Origin of the sequence: Hyphomicrobium sp. MC1, from assembly GCF_000253295.1 — a bacterium.
GTDB lineage: Bacteria > Pseudomonadota > Alphaproteobacteria > Rhizobiales > Hyphomicrobiaceae > Hyphomicrobium_B.
This window is the reverse complement of sequence record NC_015717.1, coordinates 1389476-1403207: the sequence shown is the minus strand read 5'-3', so window position 1 is coordinate 1403207 and position 13732 is coordinate 1389476. Positions and strand designations below refer to the sequence as shown.

11 protein-coding genes are annotated in these 13732 nt (G+C 56.3%); 10 read left to right on the top strand and 1 reads right to left on the bottom strand.

From position 1 onward, the window contains the following. Nucleotides 1-252: 252 nt before the first annotated feature. From HYPMC_RS06855 to HYPMC_RS06830, 5 genes are all read left to right on the top strand, one after another. Nucleotides 253-1458, top strand: coding sequence for a succinylglutamate desuccinylase/aspartoacylase family protein (locus HYPMC_RS06855; protein ID WP_013947132.1), 1206 nt, complete (start codon nucleotides 253-255; stop codon nucleotides 1456-1458). 418 nt (nucleotides 1459-1876) lie between these two features. Continuing rightward, a complete protein-coding gene (locus HYPMC_RS24990) occupies nucleotides 1877-2104 on the top strand; it encodes a DUF2188 domain-containing protein (protein ID WP_013947131.1) in 228 nt (75 codons plus the stop codon). 38 nt (nucleotides 2105-2142) lie between these two features. After that, nucleotides 2143-2577, top strand: coding sequence for an FYDLN acid domain-containing protein (locus HYPMC_RS06845; RefSeq protein WP_035575761.1), 435 nt, complete (start codon nucleotides 2143-2145; stop codon nucleotides 2575-2577). 24 nt (nucleotides 2578-2601) lie between these two features. Next, nucleotides 2602-2877 (top strand): hypothetical protein, encoded by a 276-nt coding sequence (locus HYPMC_RS24155; protein WP_013947128.1) that lies wholly within the window; start codon nucleotides 2602-2604, stop codon nucleotides 2875-2877. A 651-nt stretch (nucleotides 2878-3528) separates the two neighbouring features. Further along, nucleotides 3529-3750, top strand: coding sequence for a hypothetical protein (locus HYPMC_RS06830; protein WP_013947125.1), 222 nt, complete (start codon nucleotides 3529-3531; stop codon nucleotides 3748-3750). 333 nt (nucleotides 3751-4083) lie between these two features. Here the strand turns inward: HYPMC_RS06830 and HYPMC_RS06825 are convergent, their stop codons facing one another. After that, complete coding sequence (locus tag HYPMC_RS06825; protein WP_013947124.1) at nucleotides 4084-4293, bottom strand: cold-shock protein; 210 nt, start codon at nucleotides 4291-4293, stop codon at nucleotides 4084-4086. A gap of 336 nt (nucleotides 4294-4629) precedes the next feature. Here HYPMC_RS06825 and HYPMC_RS06820 point away from each other — a divergent pair, with 336 nt between their 5' ends. The 5 genes from HYPMC_RS06820 (at nucleotide 4630) to HYPMC_RS23165 (ending at nucleotide 13732) form a co-directional block, all read left to right on the top strand. Continuing rightward, entirely contained in the window at nucleotides 4630-4878 is a 249-nt protein-coding gene (locus HYPMC_RS06820) for a hypothetical protein (RefSeq protein WP_013947123.1), read from the top strand. 804 nt (nucleotides 4879-5682) lie between these two features. After that, a complete protein-coding gene (locus HYPMC_RS06810) occupies nucleotides 5683-6078 on the top strand; it encodes a FixH family protein (RefSeq protein ID WP_013947121.1) in 396 nt (131 codons plus the stop codon). Beyond that, a complete protein-coding gene (locus HYPMC_RS06805; RefSeq protein ID WP_013947120.1) occupies nucleotides 6075-7526 on the top strand; it encodes an efflux RND transporter periplasmic adaptor subunit in 1452 nt (483 codons plus the stop codon). The genes HYPMC_RS06810 and HYPMC_RS06805 overlap by 4 nt, the downstream gene beginning before the upstream one ends. Further along, a complete protein-coding gene (locus HYPMC_RS06800; RefSeq protein WP_013947119.1) occupies nucleotides 7523-10696 on the top strand; it encodes an efflux RND transporter permease subunit in 3174 nt (1057 codons plus the stop codon). The genes HYPMC_RS06805 and HYPMC_RS06800 overlap by 4 nt, the downstream gene beginning before the upstream one ends. A 1224-nt stretch (nucleotides 10697-11920) precedes the next feature. Continuing rightward, nucleotides 11921-13732 carry a glycosyltransferase gene (locus HYPMC_RS23165; RefSeq protein WP_013947116.1) on the top strand — a complete coding sequence of 604 codons (1812 nt, stop codon included), beginning with the start codon at nucleotides 11921-11923 and terminating at the stop codon, nucleotides 13730-13732.

Below are 13732 nucleotides of genomic sequence, written 5' to 3'. Positions count from 1 at the left end.
CCTCGGCGAGACCTATTGCAAAGGATGTCTTTAGGTTGCCTCCAACATGTCCAACCTGCCGAGGTCTAAACTCTGGGCCGATAGCCATTGTCTCAATGATCTCATGAAGGGTCCAAGCTTCACAGCCGGTTAATCTTTGCAACGGTCGCGTCGCGAATTCGTTTGACGCCCGCCGTTCCCAGCGCTCTCCTGCCGCTACACGAAAATGGTCTGCCAGTAGCTATCGGATCCATCTGACGAAAGGCCTCTGTCATGTCGCCTAACAAGATTGATCGTCGCGATTTCATGACCCATTCGATTGCCCTCGCCGGCACCTCTGCAATCATCGCCAGCGACGCTGTCGCGGCGGCTTCTGAAGAAACTGCGAAGACTGTTGGCTCAAACTCGGAAACCGTTTTCACGGGCGAGTCTATCCAAGGCAAGAAAGTTGTCAGTCGGCTGAACGTCGACGACCTCGAACCGGGTCGAAAACATTTTCTCTATTTCCAAGGCGTTGAGACGCCTGGCGGCCAGCACTGGTACGTCTCCGTTGTCGTTGCCAAGGGCGTTCGGCCCGGCAAGCGCTTCACCCTGACCAGCGGCGTGCACGGCGACGAGATGAGCTCGATCCAAACGGTCCAGACGGTGATCGACCGGCTGGATCCGGCGCAGATGTCAGGCACAGTCATGGCCGTTCTCGACATTGCACGCCCGGCCGTCGAAAGCATGCAGCGCCGCTGGCCCAATTCGGGGCGCGGGACCGATCTCATCGACATGAACCGGGAATGGCCGGGAGACGAGAACGGCGCAAGCGCCACAAGCCGTCACGCGGGCCTTTTGTTCAATCGCCTCCTGAAACCGAACTCCGACTTGGCGATTGATTTCCACACCGGCACGACCGGTCTGGAAGTCGCTGCTTTCCTCATCGGGGATCGCCACCTCCCCGACGTGAAGACCATGGCCGACCTCTATCCCGTCGGCTTGATGTGGGATGACGCGGCTTATCCGGGCGTCTTGCACAACGCGTTCGTCGACGTCGGCATTCCATGCTTCACGCCGGAAGTCGGAGCGGCGCGCATCCTCGATCGGGATATGATCGCCCTGTTCGTCGAAGGGACCTTGAACGTCCTCAAACATTATGGCGTCGTTAGCGGGCCTATCGGCCGAACCGCGGCAGACGCAAAAATGCTCATTGGCAACGCCGCGTTTCCAATCATTGCTACGCATGGGGGCTTAGTCGAATTTCACGCAAAGCTCGACGAGGACGTCAAAGCTGGTCAGACCATCGCCGTGCAGCGGAATATGTTTGGCGAAGTGGTCGCCGAGTATACCACCGCGGTGAATGGCAAATTGGCCGCCTATCGCACCGACGCCTCGTCAGATCCCGGCAACGTGCTGGCGTTCATACTATTTAGTCAGCCGGGCGCACCACAGCACGAAGGCGTTCATGCCGACACTGAAAAATCCTATCCCGAGTAACGGTGCCACCCGCCAGCGGACAACTAGTACTCAAGATTTTTATAGTCGCCCGCCAACGCGAAGCGGACACTTCAAGATTGGGATTTGGACTCGAACCTTCCGGCCTTCTGAACATCGGGCCATCACCTGATATTCCGCCTGACAAGCGAGCTGCTGACGACATATCGAACTGTTAGAAGTAGTCTCGTTCGGCGAAGGGATTAAAGGTTGGACATCCCGATGCCAAAGGTCTACTGTGATTTTGATATATGGCGCACGAGCTTCAACAGCGCCTTAAGCATTGGCATTATTCTGCTCCGTCCCGAATTCGGGCCTCTGCCAATGCTGCCTTTCTCAGGCTGACAGCTATTGGCTTGAATCGCTTTGATCATTAGCCCGTTCCGGATTGTTTGTTCCGGAGCGCGTAAGGAGCCCTGCTATGAAAAATGATTTTATTCGCGTCACGCGACGCAGTGACGGCGCTTGGGCCGTATTTCGCGGCTCCCAGGGTCTCGCGCTGCTTGCATTCAGAGTGAAAGCCCACGCGGTGGCTTACGCACGTGCGATTTCGTTTTCGCGTAAGCTGGCGCTTTTTGTCGACGATAAATTTGGAATTGGAGTTCGGCAGTCGTCTTCAAGTCTCACCTACCCGAGGATTCTCAACTAGCAGAATGAATTCAAGACCCCGTGCATTTCGCCGCCGTCATGTGCACGTCGCTCCAACGCCGGCGAGAGGTAACGAATATGCTCCCAAGTCACGTCGTCACAAGATCCGCCCTGCAGACTAAGCGCGGGACAAAGCAGACTTGCGGAAACGAAACCTGTGGCAGCCGATACTATGATCTGATGAGCCTGCAGCCAGCTTGTCCGCACTGCGGCACGATTTCCAACACCTCGTCGATCGTTCGGGTCGATTTCGAGACGCTCGGAAAACAACGGCCAGGTAGGTTCAAACGTCCGCCAGAGCCAACAAAACCTCAGGCCAAAGTCCCAATAAACGACGTCGATGAGTCGGGAATGGCCGATGAGAGCGCCGAGAAGGAATCAGAAATCCCGTCGCCTTCTGAAGATCTTTTAATTGAGATCGAAGATGACGACGAGGTGGAAGCACCACAAGCCTCCACCGACGATATGGCTTAGCTCAAGGAATTTTGGAGCGCGCAAATGCCGGATATCAGCAGTTGTTTAGCATCCTTCGCACTGCTCTCCAGCGAAGAGCGGGAGCGCAGTGTTTGCCTCATCAGAGCATACAATGATGCAGTTGTAGAAACCCGATCGGCAAATGTCACGGCATCGAAACCCTCTCAGCTCTTCAGCTGGGAGGAAGTCGAGCATCTGGTCAAAGACTATCGTGCTGATCGCTTGTCCGACATCAGACCGGCAATGGAACATTACTTGTCGCTTTTGGACCGTGGCTATCGGTGGCCCCGCCTCGGTTAAGTTTAACCCATGTGATTTTTTCTCAAAACCGGTGTGGAACGAATGCCCAAAGGTCAGCGAAGAAGCAATCGTGAAATTAGGAAACCGAAGGCGGACAAACCGAAGCCAGGTCCGGGCGTGCCGAGGTTCCAGAGCGCCGCACTTGGCTCGACGATGAGCACCAGCGGAAAGAAAAAGCCCTGAATTCTCTTGCGGCCGCAATTGGGTTCGCAAGAGCCGGTCGACCACGCCACCTGTCTGCAACTTCCAAATCTGTCAACTAGAACGTCGTTGCTCTTCTGAGGATTGTCGAAATATGGAGCTGGCACCGATGGTCTACGTATTCACGAGCGGGAATTCCGGCGTGCTTGGCTTTTCGCTCCAAAAGTGTGGATCAGATCTGCCGCCAGCCGCATCGTATCAAGAGAACTGGAGCCGCGCTTATGAAGTTCGAATGTCGGATGCCGCGCTAGATGTTTTCCGCATCGATTCAATGACAGCACTCTCGGACTTGAGGTCCTACGGCTATCACGTTGCTCGCCCGGTCGAAGATACGCGAACTTTGCCGAAGCATCACCGAGGATCCAGCTAACCACAACCGGTTGCGGCCGATCCTACGGCGCCATCAAGTTTTGATTGGGTCACGAAGCATATTGAAAGGCAGATTGCTAAATGGCGCTTCCTTCCTACACGCTTACAATAGACGGTCGCGAAGTGTCGTTTGATATCGAGGCCGAGGCGTTCGCGATGGCGGCAAGCGAATTTGATGCGCGCGGCGACAAGCTGGAAATTAGCATAGCGATGGGCGACTGTGTCTACATAGGCCCACTTCAGATGCGGCATTGGTGGAAAATGAAACGGGAAGGTGTGTATTACCGCGATATTCCTTATTGATGGCGCGGTTATCTTTTTGACTTCTTCTTATTGGTCGGGGCGATGGCCTCTCGCGCCAATCGCTCTGCACGGAGACGTTCCGTTTTCGCCCGTACAGCGTGCCGCTCCGCTTCATGGTCTTTCATTGCCTTCGACGCTTCTTGAGCCCGGCGCAACTTTGTAGCGGCAGTGTTGGTCGGATTTCTCGGCGTCATTGCCATTCAGCTTGTCTCCTACGCGCTCGAAAAAAACAAAAAACCCGCAACTGGCGGCTAAGCCAGGCGCGGGTCCATTCGATCGAACTTATCGCCAGTACATCCGTGGTCGAGCCCGATCTATTTCTCCGGCATGCCATTACACGGCGCGAAGGTTATCTGCGGAAGACTTGCCGCTACGGCGATCGGCAACAACGTCAAAAGAGACTTTTTGCCCTTCGCTTAGGTTTCCCAGACCTGCACGCTCTACCGCGCTGATATGGACGAATACGTCGTTGCCGCCGTCTTCAGGTTGGATGAAGCCAAAGCCTTTTTGGCTATTGAACCACTTCACGGTTCCAGTTTGCATAGATAAAATTTCTCATTAGATGAACGCGTTTGCCCCCCGACGAAGTCAGGAAGAGTTGGTCGAGACTCTTTTGGAAGGTCGTCGGTCAAGCGCGCTCCGCGGGCGAGGCCAAGTCGGTTTCAGCGAAGCTCGATCAATGCAATGTAAGTAGTAATCATCGCATTACAAGAGCGAAAAATAATACGTCGCCCCAGGTTGGCTGAGACTTGCGAGTTGCAGCTGACATTCCATCTGCACTCTGATAAACGAAACCATCGGCAGTTACACAGCAAGGGCTCTGCTGACTGAGAGTGATTATCGATACGCTCCCGCCTTCAACTGCACGGGAGTGTTGTCGTGAAGCTCGTTTGCTCCCGCCTGATGAGCGGCGATCTCGAAACGATCGAACTCAAGGCCGCAATACGGCTCGCGTGTACCGAACTTATCGAAATACACCGTGTCGAAGATGAAGAGCTTGCATCACTTTTCGAAATTATCGCTCAAGCAATTATCGATGACTACAATGCGGGCCATCGCGATACGTCGGTGTTGGGGCAACACGCCACCATGAAAGCACTCATGTTCCTTGGCCGCCGTCTGCACTAATGCAAAAATGTAATCGAGGTGCGCTCCCAAGGATATTTCCAGCGGTCGGTTCATTGCGGCAACAGGCTTTAAAAGTGCCGGATGCCGGAGGCGCCAAGGCCCGAGGGCAAATGGCGGCTTTATGATGAGCGTGCCGTAACTCGGCGCAGGCCTTGAAGAACGAGCTGGAGACGATGATCCGTAGCTGTGCGAAGGGCCGCATCGCGGAATGCCGCATCATCGACGTGCTGTCGCAGCATAAGCATTGCGTCAGCAAAAGCCACTGAACGGCCTCACTCCCCTTATTGCGGCGCACGACGAGGTATGGCACTCTGCACCCCATGAGGATGCGTCTGTTTCAGCGCTGGTTTGGGATTCTCGGTATGCTTGCCATACTGAGCGCTCTCATTGCCATGCCGCTTACGGCGACCTATGCCTTCGCCATCTCAAGCGGTGCGACAGCCTCTGCCGACACGACGATGTCCGGTCAATCTGACGCGATGCCTTGCCACAAAACCGGCAAGTCCTGCCCTCATTGCCCGCAGAAGTTCTGCCCCGAGATGGCGAACTGCCTCGTTAAATGTTTTCAGCCGTTGTCGGCACCGATTTCTGATGCCCATTTTCATCGTGATGTTGTCAGCCGCGGAGTGGCGCCTGCGCCTACGCCGGTCACCGCTGGTTCTCAAATCCCGCCCTTACTTCGACCTCCGAGCGTCTGAGCCCACGCAGTCAGCGTGATTGTGCGGTCGCGGCTCGTCGCCGTGCCCCTCATACGCATGGCCATGACGGCCTGTGCGGGCTCAATGACAATCGGAGACAACCAATATGCAACGTCGTTCATTGCGTGCGGCTGCCCTCGGCGTCGCGCTTCTCATGGGCATGGCCGCTTCGGCCCTTGCCGACACTAAGGACTACGAATTCCAGCTCCTGGACAAGGAAGTGAAGCAGGGCGCTGCCGTCATTTCGGTGAAGCTCGTGCACAAGCCGTCCGGCCGCGCAGTCGCTGACGCTGTGATCTTTGCCAAGCGTATCGATATGGGTCCTGACGGTATGGAAGCGATGACCGCGCCAATCGAGGCGGTTTCGTCGACGGAACCCGGTGTCTACAAGTTCAAGACCGATCTCGGCATGGCCGGCCAATGGGCGCTCTCACTTGGCGCGAAGGTGCAAGGCGAGACTGGCACAGTCGAAAACAAGCTCGTCGTCAAGGCCGTCCAATGAACGCCTTGATAAGGGGAACGGCTCCCGTCGCAGCGCTAGCGGCTGCGACGGGAGCTGGTATTTGGGCGGGTCAAACAAACCTGCTCAAACTTCCGCTGACTCCCGCAGCGGTCATTACCGAAGCGCGCGCCGAGGAATCGCGGCCTGTCATTTATTACCGCGATCCCGACGGCAAGCCGCTCTATTCGCCGACACCCAAAACGACCGATGACGGCAGGCCTTACATTGCTGTTCATGTCGGTGAAGACGGGACATCGTCTTCACCGACAGCAAAGCCGGAAACGAAACCTGTCGACAGCGGCGGCACCAGGAAAATCAAATTCTACCGCAACCCCATGGGCCTGCCAGACACATCGCCCGTGCCGAAAAAGGATTCGATGGGGATGGACTACATTCCCGTCTACGAAGGCGAGGATAGCGACGACGGCTCCATCAAGGTTTCAGCCGGCAAAATTCAACGTACGGGCGTTGAGACCGTCGCGGTAACGAGACGACCGCTGGTCAGAACCATCCAGGCACCTGGTGTGGTGCAGCTTGATGAGCAACGCATTGCCGTGTTGGCGCCGCGGTTCGACGGGTACGTCGTGTCGGTTGGACCGGTAACGACAGGCACACATGTCATGAAAGGTGACGCGTTGGCTAAGGTGTTCGGCCAAGAAGTCTTGAACCAAGCCGCGCGCCTGTTGATCGAGCAGACTTGGACGAAAATTGACGAAGCATCCGAGCTCCCAGGACTCAAAGGACCTGCCGGCGTCGTCGGAGCCACACGTCGACTGCAGAATCTCGGCGTGCCGGAAGAATTCATGGACGAGGTGAAGCGTGAGCGGAGCGTGCCAGACACATTCACGTATCGCTCCCCCATTGACGGATATGTCCTCGAACGGAACTGGAGCGATGGACAAGGCTTCAAAGCCGGCGATGTTGGCTTCCGGATCGCCGATGTTTCGGTCGTGTGGATGATGGCTGATGTTGCCGAAGGCGACATAAACGGCGTGAAGCCAGGAGAACCCGTGACGGTCACGGCGCGCGCGCGTCCAGGCCGCACATTCAAAGGCAAAGTCACAGTCATCTATCCGCAATTGAACAAGGAGACGCGTACAATTCCAGTGCGGATCGAACTGCCAAACTCGGACCTGGCACTGCTTCCGGACATGTACGGCGACGTCGATATCTCCACCGGTAATGCTACCACGCTAACCGTGCCGTCGAGTGCAGTGATCGACAGCGGAAATCGACAGGTCGTTCTCGTTGATCTCGGTAACGGTCGCTATGAGCCCCGAGAAGTGAAGCTCGGTCGGCGCGGCGACGGCTATATCGAGGTCATGAGCGGCGTTGTGGAAGGGGATCGTGTCGTCTCCAACGGCAACTTCCTCATCGACGCCGAAAGTAATTTGCAATCGGCATTGAAGGGCTTCGAAACGCACCAAACGACGGAGGCCAGCCAATGATCGCGCGCCTCATCGCCTGGTCGGCGAAGAATCTTATGCTGGTGTTCATCGCAGCCGCATTTGCCGTGGTGGCAGGGATCTGGGCGGTAAAGACACTTCCGCTCGACGCCATCCCCGACCTCTCCGATACGCAAGTCATCGTCTATACCGAGTTCCCGGGTCAAGCGCCGCAAGTAGTCGAGGATCAGGTCACCTACCCTCTGACGACCGCAATGCTGACAGTTCCCCGTTCCAAAGTGGTGCGAGGATTTTCCTTCTTCGGCGTCTCGTTCGTCTACGTCATTTTCGAAGACGGTACCGACATCTATTGGGCGCGTTCGCGTGTCCTTGAATACCTGAATACCGCAGCAAAGAGTCTGCCGAGCGGCGTCACTCCGACGCTCGGGCCGGATGCTACCGGGGTCGGCTGGGTCTATCAGTATGCCTTGCAATCCAAGAATAAGTCGCTCGCAGATTTGCGCTCGATGCAGGATTGGGAAGTTCGCTACGGATTGTCGAAGGCTGAAGGAGTCGCCGAGGTCGCAAGTGTCGGTGGCTTCGTTAAACAGTATAGCGTTGTCGTCGATCCAAGCCGGCTCCGAAGCTTCAATATTCCTTTAGACAAAGTCCGCGATGCCATTCGAGACAACAACATGGATGTCGGCGGACGGACACTGGAGTTGGCCGAGCACGAGTTCATGGTGCGCGGGCGCGGTTATCTCAAAGGCGTCAAAGACCTTCAGAACATCGTCGTCAAGTCTGACGGCGGTACGCCTGTTCTCTTGAAGGACGTCGCGCACGTCGAAACAACCGGTGACGAACGCCGCGGCATTGCCGAACTTAACGGCAACGGCGAGGTGGCAAGCGGAATCGCCTTGCAACGCTATGGTGCCAATGCGCTCACCGTTATCGACAATATCAAAGAGCGACTGAAGGAGATCGCGCCTTCGCTACCGGCGGGAACGAAAGTTGTGCCGGTCTACGACCGTTCCGAGCTGATCCACCGGGCCATCGAAACGCTCAAACATACGCTTTTCGAAGAAAGTCTCGTCGTTGCTGCCGTATGCATCGTGTTCCTGCTGCATTTTCGAAGTGCGCTAGTCGCCATTCTGATGTTGCCGGTCGGCATCCTGATGGCGTTTGTTGCGATGCGGGTACTCGGCATAGGCTCCAACATCATGAGTCTTGGCGGTATCGCTATTGCCATCGGCGCAATGATCGATGCAGCTATCGTCATGATCGAGAATGCCCACAAGCATTTGGAACGAGCGCCAAAGGACAAGCCGAGAATTCAAATCCTCACCGAGGCCGCTGCCGAGGTGGGACCGGCCTTGTTCTTCTCGCTGCTAATCATCACAGTCTCATTCCTTCCGATCTTCACGCTTGAAGCACAGGAAGGGCGGATGTTCGGGCCGCTAGCCTTCACCAAAACTTTTGCAATGGCATCTGCTGCACTTCTGTCGGTGACGTTGGTGCCGGCGTTGATGGTCATCTTCGTACGCGGCCGGATCATTCCCGAAGAAAAGAACCCCATCAACCGCGCACTGATCGCGGTCTATCGTCCCATCATCAAGGGTGTTCTGAAGGCGAAGACGCTGACCATTGCGCTGGCGGCAATCCTTCTCGCGATCTCGATATGGCCGCTGAGCAGGGTCGGCACCGAATTCATGCCGAATCTCAATGAAGGAACGCTGCTCTACATGCCGACGACATTACCGGGTCTCTCGATCACGAAGTCGGCTGATTTGTTGCAGACGCAGGATCGTATCATCAAGTCCTTTCCAGAAGTGGCGTCTGTTTATGGCAAGGCGGGCCGCGCGCAAACGGCCACCGATCCCGCACCGACGGAGATGTTCGAGACCATCATCAATCTCAAGCCAAAGGAAGAATGGCGACCGGGTGTCACGACGGACAGTCTCATCTCTGAAATGGACAAAGCACTGCAGTTTCCCGGCGTGTCCAATGCCTGGACGATGCCGATCAAGGCGCGGATCGATATGCTCTCGACCGGCATTCGCACGCCGGTCGGGATTAAGGTGATCGGCAATAATCTCGACGAAATCGACAACGTCGCAAGACAGGTCGAAGCGGCTGTTAAGTCTGTACCAGGCACTTCAAGCGCCTATGCCGAGCGCACGTTGGGCGGCTATTACCTGGAGATCATTCCGAACCGAGAGCGGCTAGCCCGTTATGGTTTGATGGTCGCCGACGTGCAAAATGTCGTGGCGATGGCGCTTGGCGCCGAGCCAATAACGACAACTGTCGAAGGCCGCGAGCGCTATACGGTTGCGATCCGCTACCCACGCGATCTGCGCTCCGATCCGCAGGCGATCGCGAAGGATGTCGTGGTCTCGTTGCCCGGCGGCAATGGTACGGTTCCGATAGGGGAAGTCGCCGATATTAAACTTACCCGCGGCCCCACCACGATCCGCACCGAGAACGCCAAGCTCGCAACCTACGTTTACGTCGACATCCGCGACCGTGACCTCGGCGGCTACATCGCCGATGCCAAGAAGGCGGTGGACGCACAGGTGAAGATGCCGCCCGGCACCTATCTTGTGTGGTCGGGACAGTTCGAATACCTGGAGCGCGCCGAGGCACGCTTGCAGATGGTCGTGCCGGTAACGCTGATGATCATCTTCTTACTTCTTTACCTGAACTTTCAGCGACTGACTGAAACGCTCATCGTCATGCTGTCTCTGCCATTCGCACTCGCCGGCGGCTTCTGGCTGATATGGTGGCTGGGCTTCAATCTGTCGGTAGCAGTTGCCGTTGGCTTCATCGCTCTTGCCGGCGTTGCGGCCGAGACCGGCGTCGTGATGCTGATTTATCTCGATAACGCCAAGCGCGAAGTCCAGGCGGAATGTCTGCTTCAAGGACGGCAATTCACGCGTGAAGACCTCTACCGTGCCATCATGGTCGGCGCAGTTGAACGCGTCCGACCGAAGATGATGACGGTTGTTGCTATCATGGCTGGATTGCTGCCCATCATGTGGAGCACCGGCACAGGTTCTGAGGTCATGCAGCGTATCGCCGTGCCAATGATCGGCGGTATGGTCTCATCCACGTTACTGACGTTGATCGTGATACCGGCGATCTATGGATTGGTGAAAGGTTGGCGACTGCCCACAAAAGCGCAGAACCATGCGCAGATTGGAGTTGGAGTTACAGACACTGCATATCTCAGGTGAGCGATAGGCGACGTCCGCTTAGGGTCAAAATCGTCGCCCGGTAACCGCGCCAAGGAAGAATTGGGCCCCTGCCACTCGTGATCTAAAAGCAGGGGTGCCCAATTCATCGCCAATCCCTCGGCAAGAGCTATGCTCAAGCTACGCGACCGGCGTCACGCGAAGAAGCCGATGCACTCCACAAGGCGCTCGTCACAGCAGGCGAACTACATCTCGCCGCGGTCCCATTGATTTGCTTGCGGTCTCACGGAACTCGCGAATGCCGAACTCACCGAACAAGGTGTAATGGCGCTTTCCGGGCGCAAAACTCCGGAAGCAGTCAGGCTCTACGTGAAGCGGACCGAGACCCAGCGCATCGCCCCTGCAAGAGGCCGCCGTGCGTGGATCGGAAGCAACCGAAATCGAGAACAATCGGCGGACAAGAGTCGGAATGGAACGTTGACTACAGAGTCGGAATGAAAGGCAGCATTTGGGCTAAGCGGTTGAATCAAATGGTGGGCGATGAAGCACTCGAACCTTCGACCCGCTGATTAAGAGACAACGTAATTTCGAACGAATTCAATTGGGTTTTGCACTTCGATATCGTCAAGAGAAGTCAGCGGGCGTCAAGAGTGATCACGGGTGCCGCACGTTTACAAAGCCCAGAGCACCAAAGCCGCTGCCGAAGCAAAATCCGAACCCGGACGACTTATTTCCGCTGTGCCGCTATGCTCTGGGGAGCCGACGTCTGCGGGCAGTCGCCAACGCAGCATTTACGTGGGTCCGCCGATATAAGCCCTCGCTCTTAGGCCATAGCCCCTTTGTTTCTGACAGCAGGTCGATTCAAAAAATGTGGAAAGTAGATTTTACGCAACATTTATACATTCGGAATCGGCTATAATTTACAAATTCGTAATGCATTTGTCGAAATTTTTTGGGCAAAAACGCGGGGCCATTATGGACAGCGAAGACAAGAAATTTGATCGACGACAGGTTATGCGAACAGTGCTCATTGGTGGCGTTCTCGCGACCATCATGATGCCCTCGAAATGGACCAAACCGCTGGTCAACAGCGTGATCGTCCCGGCCCACGCAGCGGCGTCTGCACCTGCGACGACGACAGCCGCTCCAACAACCACACCCACTCCAACAACGACAGTGACTACTACGACGACAGCGGCGCCGATACCGTAACGCGGCTGGGCCCTCTGAACAAAATGCCATGAGTTTTAGTTCTGCGGTGCGGTTATGGATGCCGTTGCTTCAAAGACCTTATGGGTCAAGCTGCATGATCAGATCGTCGGGGTCCGTTGTGTCCCTGCGATCTCTTCGACCGTCAAATGGATCTTCAAAGATAACCTCACGGGCGAGCCATCAGCTCGCGCGTGTACTATCGATGTTTCTGTGCAAGACGACGGGCTCTTTTCCCTGAGCAGCAGGAATGCGGAGACCGTTTCGGACCTGACCGAAGGCGATCTTCTCACGTTCGTGATGGAAGCAGTTGTCCGTGATCTCGTGACGGACCTAGCAAGCGCGGTCGCGCTTCACGCCGGTGCCGTAGCCTGGGGCGATAAAGCGATTTTGTTGGCCGGTGAGAGCGGCGCCGGCAAATCGTCCCTGACTTCTTGGTTTTCGGCACGTGGCTTCGACTACCTCACAGACGAAGTCGTCCTCTTAACCGACGACACCGCAAAGTTATTGGGATTTCCGCGAGCACTCGTTCTCAAGCCCGGCGCGGCCGAACGCGTCGCGGAGTTTCCGAACTTTCGGAACGAGATCACGTTCGCAGCCGGTGAACACACGCTGATGCGACCTCAGTCGGCGACCAGATCGCCGACGGAAAGAAGTCAATGCGGGCTTATCATCTTCCCCGAGTTCAAGCGGGGATCCGATCTTAAAATCCATAGCCTGAGTTCAGCAGAAACACTGGCACGCTTGGTTGGATGCAATCTCAATGCCCGCAATCTCCCCGACGGAGGATTCCGAGCCATCGCGCAACTAGCACGGAAAGCTCCGGCTATAGGTCTGCGCTACGGCGAATTTGGCCAGCTCGACGGAACAGTCGACGAGCTGGCCAGGCTGCTTCTCGAGGGCAATCAAAATGCCGATCAAAAGCGACGCTTCCTGTCTATTTTTCCAAGACGCGAAGGCGCAGCCGCCGAACCGGCCCAGAAGGAAAAGACTTTCCCCATTCCAGCGCCGACACCGCGCAAGGAGCCGCGCAAGCTGACGATCGGCATGGCGACCTATGACGACTATGACGGGGTCTATTTTTCTCTGCAGGCTCTACGGATGTATCATCCGGAAATCCTCGACCGGACGGACTTTCTGGTCGTTGACAATCACCCGGACGGCCCCTGCTCGGAATCTCTGAAGCTGCTCGAGACGCATATTTCAAACTATCGCTACGTCCCTTCGAACACGCGCGCCGGAACCGCCATCAGGGATGCGGTATTCGAAGAAGCAACCGGCAAGTTTGTCATGTGCATGGACTGTCATGTATTCCTCGAGCCGGGCGCGATCGCCAAGCTCCTCGACTACTTCGACACCAATCCAGACACCCGCGACCTCGTCCAAGGCCCCCTCGTCTATGATGACTTAACAAAACTGGCGACACATTTCGAGCCTGCTTGGCGCGGAGGAATGTACGGTTATTGGGGGACGGACGAGCGCGCCGTCCATGTGGACGCGCCACCTTTTGACATTCCCATGCAAGGGCTCGGCTTATTCGCGTGCCGACGCACTGTTTGGCCCGGCTTCAATCCGCTGTTCCGTGGGTTCGGAGGTGAGGAAGGCTATATCCACGAGAAATTCAGGCAACGCGGAGGACGTACGCTCTGTCTGCCTTTTCTCAGATGGCTCCATCGCTTTCAGCGGCCCATGGGCACGCCCTACCGAAACATCTGGGAAGACCGGATAAGAAACTACATGCTTGGATTTCACGAGCTCGGCTTACCGACCGCCGAGATCAAAGAACATTTTCGCGAGCTTCTAGGCGCTGGACCGGCCGACCGCATTTTCGATGACATCGAACGCGAGTTCTCCATCTCCGTCCTGTAG

What these genes read in the sequence shown, in the direction of transcription:
- HYPMC_RS24155 (WP_013947128.1), top strand. Translation starts at nt 2,602, where the DNA reads ATGCCGGATATCAGCAGTTGTTTAGCATCCTTCGCACTGCTCTCCAGC.
- HYPMC_RS06830 (WP_013947125.1), top strand. Translation starts at nt 3,529, where the DNA reads ATGGCGCTTCCTTCCTACACGCTTACAATAGACGGTCGCGAAGTGTCG.
- HYPMC_RS06825 (WP_013947124.1), bottom strand. Translation starts at nt 4,293, where the DNA reads ATGCAAACTGGAACCGTGAAGTGGTTCAATAGCCAAAAAGGCTTTGGC.
- HYPMC_RS24990 (WP_013947131.1), top strand. Translation starts at nt 1,877, where the DNA reads ATGAAAAATGATTTTATTCGCGTCACGCGACGCAGTGACGGCGCTTGG.
- HYPMC_RS06800 (WP_013947119.1), top strand. Translation starts at nt 7,523, where the DNA reads ATGATCGCGCGCCTCATCGCCTGGTCGGCGAAGAATCTTATGCTGGTG.
- HYPMC_RS06810 (WP_013947121.1), top strand. Translation starts at nt 5,683, where the DNA reads ATGCAACGTCGTTCATTGCGTGCGGCTGCCCTCGGCGTCGCGCTTCTC.
- HYPMC_RS06805 (WP_013947120.1), top strand. Translation starts at nt 6,075, where the DNA reads ATGAACGCCTTGATAAGGGGAACGGCTCCCGTCGCAGCGCTAGCGGCT.
- HYPMC_RS06855 (WP_013947132.1), top strand. Translation starts at nt 253, where the DNA reads ATGTCGCCTAACAAGATTGATCGTCGCGATTTCATGACCCATTCGATT.
- HYPMC_RS06845 (WP_035575761.1), top strand. Translation starts at nt 2,143, where the DNA reads ATGTGCACGTCGCTCCAACGCCGGCGAGAGGTAACGAATATGCTCCCA.
- HYPMC_RS23165 (WP_013947116.1), top strand. Translation starts at nt 11,921, where the DNA reads ATGGATGCCGTTGCTTCAAAGACCTTATGGGTCAAGCTGCATGATCAG.